The sequence below is a fragment of the Neisseria sp. 23W00296 genome (assembly GCF_044772855.1).
Taxonomy (GTDB): Bacteria; Pseudomonadota; Gammaproteobacteria; order Burkholderiales; family Neisseriaceae; genus Neisseria.
Map to the genome: position 1 here is coordinate 635,673 of NZ_CP173024.1, position 18,402 is coordinate 654,074.

The following is an 18,402-nucleotide window of genomic DNA, read 5'->3' on the forward strand; positions in this document are numbered from 1 at the left end:
CCCGTCCGGCTTGGTTTTATCAATTTTTCAATATAGAAAGTAGTAATTTATGGCAACCGGTACTGTTAAATGGTTTAACGATGCAAAAGGTTTTGGTTTCATCACCCCCGACGAAGGCGGCGACGATCTGTTCGCACATTTCTCCGCCATCAATATGGAAGGCTTCAAAACCCTGAAAGAGGGTCAGAAAGTTTCCTTTGATGTAACCAGCGGTCCCAAAGGCCTGCAAGCCGCCAATATCCAGGCAGCCTGAGCATCAGTATCCGATTGGCCGGTTTGTCCGGTTTCAAACGCTATGGCGGGTTTCATACCCGCCGTTTGTTTATCTGTAAGATTTGTTTATCCGTAAGAAAAGAAAAAAGGGAAAACCATGTCCGATTTCGAACAGGCGAAACGCCAGCTTGCCGAGATGATCGATTATCTGCGCAAAAACCAGTCGGCCGACTGCGCCGAAGCCGAAAAAGAAGACGAAGAACTGATACGCCTGACTTTGCAGCAGCGCATCCTGACCCCGACCGACGCCGTTACCATCGGCCGTATCGATCGGTATTACAAGAAGTTTTTCGACGGGCGCTGAACGCTTCCGAGCCAAGAGGCCGTCTGAAAACCCGCCGCCGCCGCGCAGCCGTTTTCAGACGGCCTCTTCATGGAATCTGCTGTAAAAAGCAGCAGCGCTATGGCAAAAAAAAGGCGCTTCCTGTAAAATCGGCGGGCTTATATTGTAAACAATCTTTACATTACGTCTGTTTTCAGGCGGAAAAACAAAGCCATAAGAATGCCGCCAACCCGAATAGTCGGCGGCTGCTGTATTTTTTAAACCTACCAAAAGTAATGCAGACCTATGATCAGAATCAAAAAAGGCTTGGATCTGCCCATTGCGGGCAGGCCGGAACAAACCGTCTTTGACGGTGCTGCCATTACCGAAATCGCGTTGCTTGGCGAAGAATATGCCGGTATGCGCCCCTCGATGAAAGTCAAAGAGGGCGATGCCGTCAAAAAAGGCCAAGTATTGTTTGAAGACAAGAAAAATCCGGGTGTGGTGTTCACCGCGCCGGCGGCGGGCGTGGTGTCCGCCATCAACCGTGGCGAAAAGCGCGTGTTGCAGTCGGTGGTTATCCGGCTTGAGGGCGACGGCGAAATCGAGTTCGACCGCTATGCGCCCGAAGAGCTGGCCAAGCTCGATGGCGACGCGGTGCGCCGCAATCTGATTCAGTCGGGCTTGTGGACGGCTTTCCGTACCCGCCCGTTCAGCAAAATTCCCGCTGTCGATGCCGCTCCGGCTTCGATTTTCGTCAACGCGATGGATACCAATCCGCTCGCGGCCGATCCCGTCGTTATCATCAAAGAGCACGCCGAAGATTTCAAACGCGGCCTGCTGGTGTTGAGCCGCCTTACCGAGCGCACGGTGAATGTGTGCAAGGCGGCAGGCGCGGATGTGCCGTCTGAAAACGCGGCCAATATCGCCGTGCACGAATTTTCCGGCCCCCATCCGGCGGGCTTGAGCGGTACGCACATTCACTTTATCGACCCGGTCGGCCTGAATAAAACCGTGTGGACCATCGGTTATCAAGACGTGATTGCCATTGGTCAGCTGTTTGCCACGGGCCGTCTGAACAACAGCCGTGTGGTGGCTTTGGGCGGCTCGCAGGTGAAGAAACCGCGTTTGCTCCGCACGCTCTTGGGCGCGAAAGTGTCCGAATTGTGCGCGGGCGAGCTGGAAGAGGGCGACAACCGTGTGATTTCCGGCTCGGTGTTAAACGGCGCGGTTGCGGCCGGCGCACACGATTATCTCGGCCGCTACCACAACCAGATTTCGGTTATCGAAGAGGGGCGCAACAAGGAATTTATGGGCTGGATTGCGCCGCAACCCGACAAATATTCCATCACGCGCACCACGCTCGGCCATTTCCTGAAAAGCAAGCTGTTCAAATTCGACACCGCGCAAAACGGCGGCGACCGCGCGATGGTGCCCATCGGCACTTACGAGCGCGTGATGCCGCTCGACATTCTGCCCACGCTGCTGCTGCGCGATTTGATTGTCGGCGACAGCGACAGCGCGCAGGCTTTGGGCTGCCTGGAGCTTGACGAAGAAGATTTGGCTTTGTGCAGCTTCGTGTGCCCGGGCAAATACGAATACGGCGCGTTGCTGCGTAAGGTGCTGGAAACCATCGAGAAGGAAGGCTGAACATGGGCTTGAAACATTTTTTGGAAAAAATCGAACCCCAGTTTCTTCCCGGGGGCAAACACGAACGCTGGTACGCGCTTTATGAAGCCGTTGCCACGATTTTCTACACATCGGGCGCGGTAACGCGCAAAGCAGCGCACGTCCGCGACGCGATGGACTCGAAGCGCATGATGATTATGGTGTGGCTGGCTTTGTTCCCCGCCATGTTCTTCGGTATGTACAACGTGGGCGACCAGGCGTTTCAGACGGCCTCTGCCGAAATGCTGGCGCAAAACATCGCGGGCAACTGGCATTACGCGCTGGCCAACGCCTTGGGCATCAATATGTCGGCCGGTGCGGGCGTGTTGTCGAAAATGCTCTTCGGCGCGGTTTACTTCCTGCCGGTTTACGCTACCGTGTTTGTGGTGGGCGGCTTTTGGGAAGTGTTGTTTGCCACAATCCGCAAACATGAAATCAACGAGGGCTTTTTCGTTACCTCGATTCTGTTCGCGCTGATTCTGCCGCCGACCATTCCGCTGTGGCAGGCCGCGTTGGGCATTTCCTTCGGCGTGGTTGTGGCCAAAGAAGTGTTTGGCGGTACGGGCAAAAACTTTATGAACCCCGCGCTGGCAGGCCGCGCTTTTCTGTTTTTCTCCTATCCGGCCGCAATGACCGGCGACACGATTTGGACGGCCGTGGACGGCTTTTCCGGCGCAACCGCGCTGGCGCAGTGGTCAACCGGCGGCGCAGCGGGTTTGCAAAACGCCGTTACCGGCCAGCCGCTCACTTGGATGGATGCCTTTATCGGCCATATGCCCGGCTCCGTCGGCGAAGTGTCCACGTTGGCACTCTTAATCGGCGGCGCGTTCATCGTGTTTGCGCGCATCGCCTCATGGCGCATCATTGCAGGAGTGATGATCGGCATGGTGGCCATGTCGACGCTGTTTAATGCCATCGGCTCGGATACCAACCCGATGTTTTCCATGCCCTGGTATTGGCATTTGGTAGTGGGCGGCTTTGCCATCGGTATGCTGTTTATGGCTACCGACCCCGTGTCCGCATCCTTTACCAACACCGGCAAGTGGTGGTACGGCGCGCTTATCGGTGTGATGTGCGTGTTAATCCGCGTGGTCAACCCCGCCTACCCCGAAGGCATGATGTTGGCGATTCTGTTTGCCAACCTGTTTGCCCCGATTTTCGACTATTTCGTCGCACAGGCGAACATCAAACGCAGAAAGGCGCGCAGCAATGGCTAAGAAATTCGATAAAGACAGCTTCAGCGGCACGCTGATTGTCGTATTGGTAGTGAGCCTGATTTGTTCGGTGATTGTGGCCGGTGCGGTTGTTGGCCTGAAACCGGTTCAGACGGCCAAAAAGGTACAGGACAAGCAGGGCTACATTTTGAGCGTGGCCGGACTGCTGGACAAAAACACCGACATCAGCAAAGTGTTTGCCGAACGTATCGAGCAGCGCGTGGTCGATTTGGCTACCGGCGAATACGTCAAAGACGCGCCTGCCGATTTTAGCGCGCGCGTCGCTGCCAAAGACCCCGCGCAAAGCATCCAAATCAAGCCGGAAGACGATTTGGCCAACATCAAAAGCCGCGCCAAATACACCGAAATCTATCTGGTGAAAGACGATGCGGGCAAAGTCAGCCAAATCGTATTACCCATGCACGGCAACGGCCTGTGGTCGGTCATGTACGGCTTTGTGTCCATCCAACCCGACGGCAACACCATCAACGGCATCACCTACTACGACCAGGGCGAAACCCCGGGCTTGGGCGGCGAAATCGGCAACCCCCTGTGGCAGCAGAAATTCGTCGGCAAAAAACTGTTTGACGAACAAGGCAAACTGGCCATCCATGTGGGCAAAGGCGCGGGCGCGGACAAAGAGCACGGCGTAGACGGCCTCTCCGGCGCGTCGCTCACCACCAAAGGCGTGCAGGGTTCGTTTGCCTACTGGTTCGGCGAAAACGGCTACATTCCGTATCTGAACAAATTAAAATCAGCAGGAGCGCAATAATGGCTGATATGAAACGATTGAAACATTTGATGTTTTCCCCCTTTATCGACAACAACCCGATTGCTCTGCAAGTATTGGGCATCTGTTCGGCCTTGGCGGTAACCACCAAACTTCAGACGGCCGTTGTGATGGGCATTTCGGTAAGCCTCGTAACCGGCTTTTCCAGCTTCTTCATCTCGATGGTGCGGAACTATATCCCCAACAGCATCCGCATCATCGTACAGATGGCGATTGTCGCCTCGCTGGTAACGCTGGTCGACCAGCTTTTGCAGGCTTACGCCTATGAATTGTCCAAACAGCTTTCCGTGTTCGTCGGCCTCATCATCACCAACTGTATCGTGATGGGTCGCGCCGAAGCGTTTGCCATGAAAGAGCCGCCGCTCGAAAGCCTGGTTGACGGCATCGGCAACGGCGCAGGCTACGGCATGATGCTCATCATCATCGCCACCATCCGCGAGCTGGTCGGCTCGGGCAAACTGTTCGGCTATACCGTCTTCCAAACCATTCAAGACGGCGGCTGGTACCAGCCCAACGGCCTGTTTCTGCTCGCGCCCAGCGCGTTCTTCCTCATCGGCTTCCTCGTTTGGGGGCTGCGTACCTGGAAACCCGAACAGGCGGAGAAATAAATCATGGAACACTACTTAAGCCTCTTTGTTAAATCCGTCTTCTTGGAAAACATGGCACTGTCTTTCTTCTTGGGCATGTGCACCTTTTTGGCGGTATCGAAAAAAGTCTCCACCGCATTCGGCCTCGGCGTGGCAGTAACCTTCGTACTCGGCCTGTCCGTACCCGCCAACCAGCTCGTTTACTCGCTGCTTAAAGACGGCGCGATTGTCGAAGGCGTGGATCTGACCTTTTTGAAATTCATCACCTTCATCGGAGTGATTGCCGCCTTGGTGCAGATTCTCGAAATGTTTCTCGACAAATTCGTCCCCGCGCTCTACAACGCCTTGGGCATCTACCTGCCCCTGATTACCGTAAACTGCGCGATTTTCGGCGCGGTATCCTTTATGGCGCAGCGCGAATACAACTTCGGCGAATCCGTTGTTTACGGCTTCGGCGCCGGTCTCGGCTGGATGCTGGCCATCGTCGCGCTGGCGGGCATCACCGAAAAAATGAAATATTCCGACGCCCCCAAAGGCCTCAAAGGCTTGGGCATCACCTTCATCTCCGCCGGCCTGATGGCGATGGCGTTTATGTCGTTCTCCGGCATCCAACTATAAGGAAGGAGCGGACATGGAAATTATCTTAGGCATCGTGATGTTTACCGTAATCGTCTTGGCCTTGGCACTGATGATTCTGTTTGCCAAATCCAAGCTCGTCAGCGAAGGCGACGTAACCATCAAAATCAACGACGACGCAGACAAAGCCATTCATGTGCCCGCAGGCGGCAAACTTTTGGGCGCGCTTGCAGGCAAAGGCATCTTCGTTCCCTCCGCCTGCGGCGGCGGCGGCTCGTGCGGACAATGCCGCGTCATCGTCAAAAGCGGCGGCGGCGACATCCTGCCCACCGAGCTTTCCCACATCAGCAAACGCGAAGCCAAAGAAGGCTGCCGCCTTTCCTGCCAGGTCAACGTCAAAAACGACATGGACATCGAAGTACCCGAAGAAGTGTTCGGCGTCAAAAAATGGGAATGCACCGTCATCTCCAACGACAACAAAGCCACCTTCATCAAAGAACTCAAACTCGCCATTCCCGAAGGCGAAGAAGTCCCCTTCCGTGCCGGCGGCTACATCCAAATCGACGCCCCGCCGCACACCGTGTACTACAAAGACTTCGACATCCCCGAGGAATACCACGAAGACTGGGACAAACACGACCTCTGGCGTTACGTCTCCAAAGTTGACGAACCCATCCTGCGCGCCTATTCCATGGCCTCCTACCCCGAAGAAAAAGGCATCATCATGCTCAACGTGCGTATCGCCACTCCGCCGCCGCGTATGCCTGATGTCCCTCCCGGCCAAATGTCGTCCTACATCTGGTCGCTCAAACCCGGCGACAAAGTAACCATCTCCGGCCCCTTCGGCGAATTTTTCGCCAAAGATACCGATGTCGAAATGGTCTTCATCGGCGGCGGCGCAGGCATGGCACCCATGCGCTCCCACATCTTCGACCAGCTCAAACGTCTTAAATCCAAACGCAAAATCTCGTTCTGGTACGGCGCGCGCTCCAAACGCGAAATGTTCTATGTCGAAGACTTCGACGGCCTGCAAGCCGAAAACGACAACTTCCAATGGCACGTCGCCCTGTCCGACCCCCTGCCCGAAGACAACTGGGACGGCTACACCGGCTTCATCCACAACGTGTTATACGAAAACTACCTCAAAAACCACGAAGCCCCCGAAGACTGCGAGTTCTACATGTGCGGCCCGCCCGTAATGAACCAGGCCGTCATCAAAATGCTCAAAGATTTGGGCGTGGAAGACGAAAACATCCTGCTCGACGATTTTGGAGGGTAGCAGACAATGAAAAAATGCGTGGGAAGCAACACTTCCCACGCATTTTTTCAGGCCGTCTGAAACCAAAAGGCCGTCTGAAACCCTTGCGGGCGGTAGTGTAAAGTGGTATTTACAATACCCGCCTGACACAATCCCAAACCCATCTTTTCAGACGGCCTTCCGCCTTCGAGGCCGTCTGAAAGCCGCAAACCGCAAAAGCCATGATTAAAACCGACAAAATCCGCAAGCCCCAGCCCGTGTTGTTTTACATTGCCGACTATCTTTGGAGCGGCTTTGCCGGCTTGGGCGTGGCAATGGCGGCGGTGGCCTTGTGGGCGTGGGGCAGCGCGGTGTTTGGCGAATTTATGCTGCCCGCGCCTTCGGCCGTGTTTGCACAATCATTTGAATTGTTAAAACAATTTCAGGCGGCGGAATTGGGCGTGTCGCTGTGGCGCGCGTCGGCGGGCATTGGCATCGCGCTAGTGGCGGGCGTGTCGGCCGGTTTGCTGGCGGGGCGGTTTAAAACGGCGATGGCGCTGCTCAAACCGCTGATTACGGTGTTGCTGGCGATGCCGCCGATTATCTGGGTGGTGATGGCGTTGTTTTGGTTCGGTTTTGGCAATCCGAGCGTGCTGTTTACCGTGATTGTTTTGGTGGCGCCGCTCACTTTTGCGAGCGCGGCAGCGGGCATGGCCAGCGTGGATAAGAAAAACGAAGAACTGTTCGACGCTTACCGCTTAGGCCGTCTGAAAAAAATCCGCTATTTGTATGTGCCGCACCTTACGGGCTATCTGCTCTCCAGCATCAGCGTGGCGGTGGCGATGGGCGTGAAAGTGGTGATTATGGCCGAGCTGTTGGGCGCAAGCGAGGGCATCGGGGCGCGGATTGCCGATGCGCGGGCAATGCTGGAAACCTCAAGCGTGATGGCTTATGTGGTCTTGGTGATTGCCTTTGTGTCGCTGTTTGAGTACCTGTTTGTCAAGCCTTTGGAAATTTTGTTTATGCCGTGGAGACGATGATGCTGGTGTTGGAAAACCTGCGTTTTGAAATCCTGCGCGATGTAGTGGTGCGCGATTTTTCGCTGACGCTGGACGCGGGCGAAGTGAAAACGCTGTTCGGCCCCAGCGGCTGCGGCAAGACGACGGTGTTGCGGCTGGCGGCGGGTTTGGAAACGCCCAAATCAGGCCGTCTGAACAACACTTTCCGCAAAACGGGCTTTCTGTTTCAGGAAAACCGCCTGCTCGACAACCTCACCGCGATGCAGAATATCGCCGTGTTTATGGAGCGCGCCGACGAAGCAGCCGTGCTTGTGCTGGCGGAAAAAGTCGGCCTCACGGCAGGCGATTTGAACAAATATCCGTCCGAATTGTCGGGCGGAATGGCCAAGCGGGTGGCGTTTTTGCGGCTGATGCTGTGCGGCTGCGATTTGGCCTTGCTGGACGAGCCTTTTGTCGGCCTCGACCGCGATTTGCGCGAGGTGTTGGCGGCGATGCTGGTGGAAAAAATCGAGCGCGAAGGCTGGGCGTGTTTACTGGTTACGCACGACCGCTTCGAGGCCGCCCGCCTGAGCCGCGAAATCATGCTGCTCGCGCCCAAAGGCATGGGCGTGGAAAAAACCATTTTCCTGCCCGAGCCGCTGTCTTCGCGCGATTCGGCCTACGAAGAAGCCGCCGTGGCAAGGGAATTTGGCGGCGTAAAATATTATGAATGATTTGAAACAGTTGCCTGCTACTATCGACCGCCACGCTACAATTCTCTCCTCCGCGCCTTTGCGGGGGAGGGTTCAGGACAGGCAACGCATTACAAAGGTTTTAACTTGAACACCCGCAACTTGTTTTTCACCCACCCGATGCGCCCGTTTTTCACAGCGGCGGCAGCGGCGGCCGTGTTCGGCGCGGCTTCGTTTTTTCTGCGTGCCGACGCGGTATTGTTTCACCGCCTGGTGTTTTTGCAGCTGCTGCCTGCGGCGGCGTATAGCGGATTTTTATTAACCGCCGTGCCGGACTGGACGGGCTACACAAGCCGTCTGAAAAACATCGGCTTCGCGCTTTTTGCGCCGCTGCTTTTCGCCGCCCTTGCGCTGCCGTTTTGGCCGCAGGCCGCCGCGTTTGCCGTGGCCGCGTGCTGGTGGCTGCTGCTTGCGTTTTGCACATATTGCGTATGGCGCGGCCGCAATACCGACAATTTCGCCATCCTGCTGCTGCTTCTGCTGTTTGCCCTCGTTCAGACGGCCTATGCATCAGGCGGCAATCCCGCGCTTTTACGCAGCCTGATTCATCTCAACATCGCCGCCGTGATGCTGGTTTCCTTCCGCGTCAGCGTGGTTTTGGGCGCGGAGGCACTCAAATCATGCCGTCTGAAAGATCCGGTGTTCATCCCCAATTTCGTTTACAAAAACATGGCCATCCTGTTTCTGCTGCTCTACGCCGCCGCCGAGCTGCGCCTGCCTGCCGAAGCGGCGGGATTCGGCGCACTCGCCGTCGGCTTTGTGATTCTCGCCAAGCTGCGCGAGCTGCACCATTGGGAGCTGCTGCGCCGCCACTACATCGTGTTTTACTACCTTATCCAGCTTTCCGCCGCCGCAGGCTATCTGTGGCTGGGTGTTAACACGCTCGCAGGCAGGCTGCAGGGCGCGCCGCTGCACCTGATTACCCTCGGCGCGATGCTCGGCGCCATCATGCTGGTTTTTCTCACCGCCGGCCTGCGCCACAGCGGCTTTGCCGGGCTGAACTACCCCGCACCCGCCCGTGCCGCCTTCGCCTGCCTGATTGCCGCCGCCCTCTGCCGCGCCGTGCTGTCGGCTTGGCATCCGCTGTTTTTAATAACTGTACCCGCCGCGCTCGTTGCCGCCGCGTTTGCGCTCTATCTGTATTGCTTTATCCCGATATTTCGGGCAAACGCCTTTACCGACGACCCCGAATAAAGGCCGTCTGAAAGCCCGTTTTCGGTTTTCAGACGGCCTCTACTCCAAAACCGTAAACAAAGGAGAAACCATGTCGAAAATCCTCTCTTCGCTGAAATACCCGATTATCCAGGCGCCGATGGCCTTTGCCCACGATACCGCGCTGCCTCTGACCGTGTGCCGTGCAGGCGGTTTGGGCTCGCTGGCAGCTGCGATGTATGCGCCCGACGCGCTGGCGGCGGCGCTGCAAACCATGCGCGACGAAGCGGGCGCGATGCCGTACAACGTGAATTTTTTTGCCCACCGCACGCCGTTTGCCGACGAAGCGCAGCATGCGGCCTGGCTGGCGGTATTGCAGCCGTTTTTTGCGGAATACGGCCTGACGCAGGCCGACATTCCCGCAAGCGGCGGGCGGCAGCCGTTTGACGAAGCCGCGCTGGCGCTGGTCGAACAATACCGCCCGCCCGTCGTCAGCTTCCATTTCGGCCTGCCGCCGCAGCCTATGCTCGAACGCGTGAAAAAAACGGGCGCTGAGGTTTGGGCGAGCGCTACCACTGTGGCCGAGGCGCGCTGGCTGGAAGGGCAGGGCGCGGACGCGGTGATCGCACAGGGCTGGGAAGCGGGCGGCCACCGCGGCTGGTTTCTCGACAAAGACCCAAACGGCCAAAGCGGCCTGTTTGCCCTGCTTCCCTCCGTCGTCCGCGCGGTGAAGCTGCCCGTTGTCGCTGCGGGCGGTATTGCCGATGCGGCGGCGGTGCGCGCGGCCGTGGATTTGGGCGCGGCGGCGGTGCAGGCGGGCACGGCGTTTCTGCTGGCGGACGAAGCGTGGACGAAACCCGCCCACCGCGCGGCGATACAGGCCGCGCAGCCGGAGGATACCGCCGTCAGCAATCTGTTCAGCGGCGGCGCGGCACGCGGTATCGTCAACCGTTTTATGCGCGAAGCGGGGCCGGCCAACCCCGCCGCGCTGCCGTTTCCGCTGGCAGGAGCGGCGGCGGGCGCATTGCGTGCGGCGGCCGAAGCGCAAGGCTCGTTTGACTTCACGCCGTTTTGGGCGGGGCAAAACGCCGCCCGTTCGCAAGAAGGCAGCGCGGCGGAGATTGTGGCGCGTCTGGCGCAAGGGTTGCCATGCTGAGGCCGTCTGAAAACAAAAAAACGGCAAAAGGCCGTCTGAAAACGCCGCGCGGCTTTCAGACGGCCTTTTTCAGACGGCCTTCCCCGTTATGCTACAATCCGCCCATTTTTCATAACGCAAATTAACAGAAACAAAAGGATTCAAAACATGATTTCCACCAACGGCATCACCATGCAGTTTGGCGCCAAGCCGCTGTTTGAAAACGTATCCGTCAAATTCGGCGAAGGCAACCGCTACGGCCTGATCGGCGCCAACGGCTCGGGCAAGTCCACCTTTATGAAAATCCTCGGCGGCGATTTGGAGCAGACCGCAGGCGAAGTCGCCATCGAACACGGCGTGCGCCTGGGCAAGCTGCGCCAAGACCAGTTTGCCTATGAAGATATGCGCGTGTTGGATGTCGTGCTGATGGGGCACACCGAAATGTGGGCGGCGATGACCGAGCGCGACGCGATTTACGCCAACCCCGAAGCCACCGAAGACGACTACATGAAAGCCGCCGATTTGGAAGCCAAGTTTGCCGAATACGACGGCTACACCGCCGAAGCGCGCGCCGCCGAATTATTGAGCGGCGTGGGCATCGACGAGAGCCTGCACAACGCCACGATGAGCGAAGTCGCCCCCGGCTTCAAACTGCGCGTACTGCTCGCCCAAGCCCTGTTTTCCAAGCCCGACGTCTTGCTGCTTGACGAGCCGACCAACAACTTGGACATCAACACCATCCGCTGGCTCGAAGGCGTGCTCAACCAATACGACAGCACCATGATCATCATCAGCCACGACCGCCACTTTCTCAACGAAGTCTGCACCCACATGGCGGATTTGGACTACAACACCATCACCATCTACCCGGGCAACTACGACGACTACATGCTCGCCAGCGCCCAATCGCGCGAGCGCGCCCTGAAAGACAACGCCAAAGCCAAAGAAAAACTGCAAGAGCTGCAAGAATTTGTCGCCCGCTTCTCCGCCAACAAATCCAAAGCCCGCCAGGCCACCAGCCGCTTGAAACAGGCGGACAAAATCAAAGCCGAAATGGTGGAAGTCAAACCCTCCACCCGCCAAAACCCCTACATCCGCTTTGAAGCCGACGAAAAAGCCAAGCTGCACCGTCAGGCGGTTGAAGTGGAAAACCTTGCCAAATCGTTTGACAAAAAACTGTTTGAAAAACTGGGCTTTATTTTGGAAGCCGGCCAGCGTCTCGCCATCATCGGCCCCAACGGCGCGGGCAAATCCACGCTGCTGAAACTCTTGGCAGGCGCGTACAACGCCGAGTATTCAGACGGACTCACGCCCGATGCAGGCAGCATCAAATGGGCGGAAAAAGCCCACGTCGGCTACTACCCGCAAGACCACGAAAACGACTTCGACGTGGAAATGAACCTCACCGAATGGATGCGCCAATGGGGTCAGGAAGGCGACGACGAACAAGTCATCCGCGGCACGCTCGGACGTTTGCTGTTCGGCAGCAACGACGTGGTCAAACAAGTGAAAGTGCTCTCCGGCGGCGAAAAAGGGCGCATGCTCTACGGCAAACTGCTGCTGCTCAAACCCAATGTGCTGGTGATGGACGAACCCACCAACCACATGGACATGGAAAGCATCGAATCGCTCAACATGGCACTGGAAAAATACAACGGCACACTGATTTTCGTCTCGCACGACCGCCAGTTCGTCTCCTCGCTCGCCACCCAAATCATCGAATTGGACGGCAACGGCGGGTATGAGCATTATCTGGGGGATTATGAGAGCTATTTGGAGAAGAAAGGGGTTTGATTGGAAAGAAGGCAGCCTGAAAGGTTTTTTGCATATATTTCATCAGTGTAGCTTGGATCGAGACTCAACATGACCGGCAATCAAAAAGTTGGGAGTACAACCCAACTTACCTTGCTGATAAAAATTAGGGGCTTAGGAAGCAAAATCACCCAAATAAGTGATAGGCTTCTGAAATGAAATTAAAAAACAAATACCAAAAGTTCAGCAAAATTTCTGAACCACAATTTCGTCAAATTCTACGGCTATTTGCCTTGGATTTGACTGCTTATGATACTGCCAGACTAACTGGCATCAGTGTCAGAAGTATCAACACGCTATTCTTAAAATTACGCAACGGTTAGCTGCCGAATGCGAGCAGCAAACTCCTTTTGATGGCGTTGTTGAACTTGACGAATCCTACTTTGGTGCGAAGCGTATTCGTGGCAAACGCGGACGCGGTGCTGGTGGTAAAACCATTGTCTTTGGGGTACTCAAACGGGGCGATAAGGTTTATACGGAAATCGTACCCGATGCCTCCAAAGCCACGCTACAAAAGGTTATACGCGGCCATATCTCCATTGAGAGCGTCATCAATACTGACGGATGGCGCGGTTATCATGGTTTGATTGATATGGGATTTGCAAAGCATTTTAGGGTGTATCACGGGCAAAATGAGTTTGCTCGTGGAGCGCAACATATTAACGGTATTGAGTCGTTTTGGAGTTATGCAAAACACCGTCTGATACACAACATGGTGTAGCAAAACATACGTTTTACTTGCATCTGAAAGAAACTGAATTTCGCTTCAATCACAGGCATGATGATTTGTACAAAGTACTGCTGAAAATGTTGCGGAATGATCCTTTAAAATGATTTTTGCTTCCTAAGCCCCTTATAAGTAATCAGTTGCCAAAATTTAGCCAAGATTTCCGCCTACACGGGAATGACAACAGTTGTATAGATTTAAGATTGAGCAAAGATTTCAGGCTGCCCAACCCCGCCAACCAAAAGGAATCCCCATGCCTCGCCGCATCATCGCGCTTATTTTCCTCGCCCTTTCCATTGTGTTTGTAGAACAAGCCTTGACCAACCATGCCTTTCAAGATTGGCTGTTTGCCCGCCATCATAATATCCTAAGCTGGTATATCCGCCCGCTGCTGCTGGTTCCCATTATGCTGGCGGCGTGGTGGCGCAGTTGGGCGGGGCTGGCGGCGGGCATTTTCGCGCTGCTCACCAGCATGGCATGGTTTCCCGCGCCCGCGGTTGCCGATGCCAACGTCGCCCGTTTTCTTGCCGATGAAATCGCCTTTTTGCGCGGCGGTTGGACGCTGCAAACAGAGGGCTATACACGCTTGCCGTGCTGGCGTATTTCACGCTGCTGATTAGCGCGGCTTGGCAGCGCAGCGGCAAAGGCTTGGCGGCGGTGTTAGCCGCAGCGGCGTTGAGCAAGGTGGCGTTTAGCTTAATGGGAAGCGGCGCATCTGCCCGCGCGTTGATTGCGCCTGCGTTGCTGGGCTTAGTGATTGGGCTGGCGACGGTGTGGCGATTGTGGCGAGCGTGGCAGAAATAAGCAAGCATAGCGTGGGTCATGCGTAGGGTGTGTCGCCCCTGCGACGCACGCGTTCTATGCAACATCCGCCACCCGCTCCAAAGGCCGTCTGAAAGGTTCAGACGGCCTTTTGTGTAAACAAAGGAATCCGCTATGAATTTCAACAAACTAATCCCCGAACTGTCCGTTTTCGACATCGCGCAAACCAAAGATTTCTACGAAAAACTCGGTTTCCAAACCGAATACGAACGAACAGACGAAAACTTTGTGTTCATGTCGTTTCAAGAAAGCCAGTTTATGTTTGAGCAAATCCACGAAAAAGGCTGGAACACGGGCGAATTGGCCTATCCGCTGGGGCGCGGCATCAATTTTTCCATCGCCGCCGACGATGTCGAAGCGCTCTACGAAACGGTGAAACAAGCCGGCATCGAAACCTACCGGCCGCTGACCAAAAGAACCTATTTAGTCAACGGCATCGCAGAAGAGCAAATCGAGTTTCTGATTCAAGACCCAAACGGGTATTTGTTGAGGTTTACCAATTAGGCAAGGTATGGGACGGATTCGAGCATCCGGCCTGCACAGCAATCCTTTCAGAAACGCCATCCCCGCGCAGGCGGGGACGGCTTCAAAGCCACCTGTACGAAAGCAAACCCATGAACATCACCCTGCGTATCCCCGCCGAACACGACGCGGCCGCCGTTACCGCCCTGTTGGACGAACTCACCGCCGCAGGCAGCGACACCGACGGCTTTTGGCACGGCGCCGACACCTTCGTCTATGCCGACTGGCTCGCCGCCTGCCGCGAAGCCGCACACGGGCGCGGTCTGCCCGAAGGTTTTGTGCCGTATGTCCAATATGTTATGTTCGCCGATAACGGGCAGGCCGTCGGCTTTTTAAACCTGCGCCTGCGGCTGAACGATTTTCTGCGCCAGATCGGCGGCCATATCGGCTACTGCGTCCACCCCGCGCAGCGCGGCAAAGGCATTGCCAAACAAGCCCTGCACCAAGCCGTAAGCGAAGCCCGCCGCCACAGCATCGGGCGCCTGCTGGTTACCTGCCGCAGCAGCAACCCCGCCAGCCGCCGCGTTATCCTTGCCAACGGCGGCACGCTGGAAGACATCCGCGACGGAATCGAGCGCTATTGGATAGAAACCAAATAGGCCGTCTGAAAGCGCCAATCCGCTTTTCAGACGGCCTGCACGGTTTTCCGCAACCGGCCAAGCCGCGTGTACCGCTCCAAGGCGATACACGCGTTTTTGCCGTTCATTAAAACCGTGTCCGTTGTTTGGCGCGGATGACGGATTCCGACGCCGTGTATGCTGCGGTGCTGTATGCGCTGCCGTTATTTGCAAGGGAAAAGGCCGTCTGAAAACCGGATTTTTTGTTTTCAGACGGCCTGTTGTTTCCGGCGGTTTATTGTACGAGCAGGGCGGTTTCGCCGGTGTTGCCGTAGAGGGGTTTGACGCGGACGCCGCTGCCGCGTTTGCCGCTGACGGAGACGATGAGGCCGTCGTATTCGCCGGTGTAGGTGGTGATTTCGGCGTCGCCGTATTCGCGGAAGCTGATGCGGCTGCAATCGGGGCGGCAGGTTTGGGCGGGCCAGCGCAGGTAGTAGCTGCGGCCGGATTCGACGGCGAGGTTTTCGCCGCCTTTGAGGTTGAAGTAGGGGTAGTCGGGTTTGCGGGTGCGGAAGCTCCATTCGGCCGTGTGTTCTTTGATGTCGCCGTCGTTTTCCCAGTCGAACAGGCGGTAGCGGAAGACGGCGCGGTAGGCGGTGTCGTAGGCGAGGGGGTCGAGGGGGAAGAGGGCGAACTGGTAGGGGGTCAGGCGTTTGTTGGGGTCGGTTTCGGCGGTGAGCAGGCGGGTGTTGCCGATTTTTTCTTTGCCTTTGAAGAGTTCGAAGGAGATCATTTGGGGTTCTTCGCCGCCTTCGGCGAAGGCGATGCTGACGGGGTTGCCGCTGTATTCGCGGTCGGGCAGGGGGTTGGGGGTTTCGTTGGAGAAGACGGGGGCGGCGAGTTTGCCGACGGGGTAGACGGTGTAGTCGGGGATGTTGAGTTTGAGTTCGTCTTGGTAGAAGACGGCGCCGTTGCGGCAGAGGCCGGAGTAGTAGAAGCGGCTTTCGTCGGCCTCTTCTTCGCTGCGGTTGAGGCGGCACAGGCGTTCGGCGTCGCGCCGCCCTTGGTTGATGACGAGGGCGTGGCGGTTGTTGTGTGTCGAGTAGGCGATGCCGGCTTCGTCGGCTACGGGGTCGAGCAGGGAGAAGCGGTGGTAGATGGCGGTCATGAGGCCGTCGATGTATTGGTGTTGCAGGGTTTGTTCGCCTATGGGGGCGGCGTGTGCGCCGGTGCTGAGGTTTTCTTGTACGCCGAGGTAGAGGTAGCCGGTTTTTTCCACGCGTTCGTCGAGTTCTTTGCCGGTGTAGAGGGGGCTGTCGGCGTGGTTTTCGTCGTGCATGTCTTCGGGGTAGTCGTTGAGGTAGCGGGCGTGTTTGGCGGCGGAGCGGGTGAGTGCGTCGGAGCGGGAGAAGGGGTCAAGCCCGGCTTCGCGGCGCAGCAGGTTGAGGTAGCCGAGGGCGTCGAGGCGGGCGTGGGGTTTGCCGTCGTGTCCGCTTTGGGCGGACAGGGTGGGCGGCGGCGGACGTTTGGTGAGGATTGCGGCAGCATACATGAGGGCGGCCAGCAGGGCGATCCAGATGATGAGGGCTTTGAGGGAGCCGGGGATGGAGGGAGCGCGCATATTATTCGAGGATGTAGAGACCGACGGCCAGGGTGGCGACGGTGAGGCAGAAGAGGAGGATGACGGAGATGACGAATCGTTTCATGGGAAATCCTTGGGGCTGCCGGCCAATCGGCGCTGCGGTAGTTTGGGTTTGGTTTGTTTGTTTTGCGGGGCTTTAAGCGGGTTCGGAAATGACGCAACGCCCGGGCTTTCAGACGGCCTCGGGCGGATACGGGGCTGCGGCGGTATGCGGATACCGCCGCAGTGTCTGTGTGCGGCTTATTCGTCGGCAAACATGTTTTTAAACCACAGTTTGATGCCGTCCCACAGGCGGCCGAAGAAGCCGGCTTCTTCCACGGCTTCGAGGGCGACGACGGGTTTTTCAGCCAGCACTTTGCCCTCGTAGGTGATTTTCAGCTTGCCCAGCACCTGGCCTTTTTCCACGGGCGCGATGACGGGTTGGACGGTTTCCAGCACGGTTTTCACTTTTGCACCTTCGCCGTGCGGGATGGTGACGTAAACGGGTTCGGCAAAGCCGGTGTCGACGGTGTCTTTCTGCCCTTTGTAAATCTGCACGGGGGCGACGGCTTTTCCGGCGTCGTAGGCTTTGGGCGTGTCGAAGGCCTGCAGGGCCCAGTTGAGCAGTTTGCTGCTCTCGCCCGCGCGCGATTCTATGCTGTCGGCGCCGACAACGACGGAAACGACGCGGCGGCCGTTGCGTTTGCTCGATGCGATGAGGTTGTAGCCTGCGGTGTTGGTGTGGCCGGTTTTCAAACCGTCGACGTTCGGGTCGCGGTAGAGCAGGAGGTTGCGGTTGGGCTGCTCGATGTTGTTGTATTTGAAGGACTGCATCGAGTAGATGGGATAGTACTTGGGATAATCTTTGATGATGGCGGCGGAGAGAATGGCAAGGTCGCGCACGGTGGTGATGTGGCCGTCGCCCGGCAGGCCGGTGGCGTTCATGAAATGGGTGTTGTTCATGCCCAGGCGCTTGGCTTCGGCGTTCATCTGTTCGGCAAAACCCGCTTCGCTGCCGCCGAGCGCTTCGGCCAGCGTGATGGCGGCGTCGTTGCCCGACTGGACGATCAGGCCTTTGAGCAGGTCGCCCACCGACACGGGTTTGCCCATGTTGAGGAACATGCGCGAGCCTTCGGCGCGCCAGGCGGTTTCAGACGGCGTGAGCATGTCCTGCGCTTTGAGTTTGCCGCTTTCGAGGGCTTGGAAGGCGAGATAGGCGGTCATAAGCTTGGTGAGCGAGGCGGGCTCGACGGGTTTGTCCAAGTCTTTGCCGGTGAGAATCTGGCCGCTCTGCAAATCTTGCACGAGGTAGGCGGCGGCGGCAATTTCGGGTGCGGACGAGGGCTGCGGCTTGGGCTCGGGCGGCAGAATGTCGGGTTCGGATGCGGCCTGTTCGACGGGCGCGGCGGCCGCGGGTTTGCTCGATTTGTGGCGGTGTTTGGCGGCATAGGCCGTCTGAAAAGAGAGCGAGGCACAGAGTGCCAGCACGGTGAGGGATACGGTTTTTTTCATAATGATGCGGCAGGAAGGGCGGAGGGATTGGAAGGCTGCGGCAGGCCGTCTGAAAAGAGGGGGCGGCGCGCCGCGCGGAATGTGCGTAAAAAAAAGGCGCATTATACCCACGAGCCCCGCATTTGCTAACTTTTTCTTGCCTTCGCCCTGACGCGCGGGTATGGTTTTACCTTTCGTAAAATAAC

18 protein-coding genes and 1 pseudogene are annotated in these 18,402 nt (G+C 57.1%); 17 read left to right on the forward strand and 2 right to left on the reverse strand.

Annotated features, from left to right (window positions below; translation table 11 throughout):
- Positions 1 to 49 precede the first annotated feature (49 nt).
- The 17 genes and pseudogenes from ACG2K1_RS03265 to ACG2K1_RS03345 all read left to right on the forward strand — a co-directional run bounded on the left by ACG2K1_RS03265 (position 50) and on the right by ACG2K1_RS03345 (position 15,126).
- Entirely contained in the window at positions 50 to 253 is a 204-nt protein-coding gene (locus tag ACG2K1_RS03265) for a cold-shock protein (RefSeq protein ID WP_003770035.1), read from the forward strand.
- A gap of 117 nt (positions 254 to 370) precedes the next feature.
- Positions 371 to 577 (forward strand): hypothetical protein, encoded by a 207-nt coding sequence (locus ACG2K1_RS03270; RefSeq protein ID WP_009425726.1) that lies wholly within the window; start codon positions 371 to 373, stop codon positions 575 to 577.
- 264 nt (positions 578 to 841) lie between these two features.
- On the forward strand, positions 842 to 2,185 hold the full coding sequence (locus ACG2K1_RS03275) for a Na(+)-translocating NADH-quinone reductase subunit A (RefSeq protein WP_395428962.1): 1,344 nt from the start codon (positions 842 to 844) through the stop codon (positions 2,183 to 2,185).
- Positions 2,186 to 2,187: 2 nt separating this feature from the next.
- Positions 2,188 to 3,420, forward strand: coding sequence for an NADH:ubiquinone reductase (Na(+)-transporting) subunit B (locus tag ACG2K1_RS03280; protein ID WP_395428963.1), 1,233 nt, complete (start codon positions 2,188 to 2,190; stop codon positions 3,418 to 3,420).
- Positions 3,413 to 4,189, forward strand: coding sequence for a Na(+)-translocating NADH-quinone reductase subunit C (locus ACG2K1_RS03285; RefSeq protein WP_395428964.1), 777 nt, complete (start codon positions 3,413 to 3,415; stop codon positions 4,187 to 4,189). The genes ACG2K1_RS03280 and ACG2K1_RS03285 overlap by 8 nt, the downstream gene beginning before the upstream one ends.
- Positions 4,189 to 4,815, forward strand: coding sequence for an NADH:ubiquinone reductase (Na(+)-transporting) subunit D (locus ACG2K1_RS03290; protein ID WP_395428965.1), 627 nt, complete (start codon positions 4,189 to 4,191; stop codon positions 4,813 to 4,815). Before ACG2K1_RS03285 ends, ACG2K1_RS03290 begins: the two co-directional genes overlap by 1 nt.
- A 3-nt stretch (positions 4,816 to 4,818) precedes the next feature.
- On the forward strand, positions 4,819 to 5,412 hold the full coding sequence (nqrE, locus tag ACG2K1_RS03295; protein WP_395428966.1) for an NADH:ubiquinone reductase (Na(+)-transporting) subunit E: 594 nt from the start codon (positions 4,819 to 4,821) through the stop codon (positions 5,410 to 5,412).
- A gap of 13 nt (positions 5,413 to 5,425) precedes the next feature.
- The gene (nqrF, locus tag ACG2K1_RS03300) at positions 5,426 to 6,649 is read left to right on the forward strand and encodes an NADH:ubiquinone reductase (Na(+)-transporting) subunit F (RefSeq protein WP_395428967.1); all 1,224 of its coding nucleotides are present in this window, start codon (positions 5,426 to 5,428) and stop codon (positions 6,647 to 6,649) included.
- Positions 6,650 to 6,849: 200 nt separating this feature from the next.
- On the forward strand, positions 6,850 to 7,647 hold the full coding sequence (locus tag ACG2K1_RS03305; protein WP_395428968.1) for an ABC transporter permease: 798 nt from the start codon (positions 6,850 to 6,852) through the stop codon (positions 7,645 to 7,647).
- Positions 7,647 to 8,339 carry an ATP-binding cassette domain-containing protein gene (locus tag ACG2K1_RS03310; protein ID WP_395429029.1) on the forward strand — a complete coding sequence of 231 codons (693 nt, stop codon included), beginning with the start codon at positions 7,647 to 7,649 and terminating at the stop codon, positions 8,337 to 8,339. Before ACG2K1_RS03305 ends, ACG2K1_RS03310 begins: the two co-directional genes overlap by 1 nt.
- Positions 8,340 to 8,444: 105 nt before the next feature.
- Positions 8,445 to 9,551, forward strand: coding sequence for an NnrS family protein (locus ACG2K1_RS03315; RefSeq protein WP_395428969.1), 1,107 nt, complete (start codon positions 8,445 to 8,447; stop codon positions 9,549 to 9,551).
- A 70-nt stretch (positions 9,552 to 9,621) separates the two neighbouring features.
- Entirely contained in the window at positions 9,622 to 10,665 is a 1,044-nt protein-coding gene (locus ACG2K1_RS03320) for an NAD(P)H-dependent flavin oxidoreductase (RefSeq protein WP_395428970.1), read from the forward strand.
- Between the two features lie 147 nt (positions 10,666 to 10,812).
- A complete protein-coding gene (locus tag ACG2K1_RS03325) occupies positions 10,813 to 12,438 on the forward strand; it encodes an ABC-F family ATPase (protein ID WP_395428971.1) in 1,626 nt (541 codons plus the stop codon).
- Between the two features lie 173 nt (positions 12,439 to 12,611).
- Positions 12,612 to 13,290, forward strand: a pseudogene (locus ACG2K1_RS03330) (IS1595 family transposase).
- 146 nt (positions 13,291 to 13,436) lie between these two features.
- Complete coding sequence (locus tag ACG2K1_RS03335; protein ID WP_009425108.1) at positions 13,437 to 13,799, forward strand: hypothetical protein; 363 nt, start codon at positions 13,437 to 13,439, stop codon at positions 13,797 to 13,799.
- Between the two features lie 320 nt (positions 13,800 to 14,119).
- The gene (locus ACG2K1_RS03340; protein ID WP_395428972.1) at positions 14,120 to 14,509 is read left to right on the forward strand and encodes a bleomycin resistance protein; all 390 of its coding nucleotides are present in this window, start codon (positions 14,120 to 14,122) and stop codon (positions 14,507 to 14,509) included.
- A gap of 110 nt (positions 14,510 to 14,619) precedes the next feature.
- Positions 14,620 to 15,126, forward strand: a complete 507-nt coding sequence (locus ACG2K1_RS03345; protein WP_009425104.1) for a GNAT family N-acetyltransferase — start codon at positions 14,620 to 14,622, stop codon at positions 15,124 to 15,126.
- A gap of 253 nt (positions 15,127 to 15,379) precedes the next feature.
- Here the strand turns inward: ACG2K1_RS03345 and ACG2K1_RS03350 are convergent, their stop codons facing one another.
- Entirely contained in the window at positions 15,380 to 16,705 is a 1,326-nt protein-coding gene (locus tag ACG2K1_RS03350) for a CAP domain-containing protein (protein ID WP_395428973.1), read from the reverse strand.
- Positions 16,706 to 16,966: 261 nt separating this feature from the next.
- A complete protein-coding gene (locus ACG2K1_RS03355) occupies positions 16,967 to 18,217 on the reverse strand; it encodes a D-alanyl-D-alanine carboxypeptidase family protein (protein WP_094031219.1) in 1,251 nt (416 codons plus the stop codon).
- Positions 18,218 to 18,402: the final 185 nt, after the last annotated feature.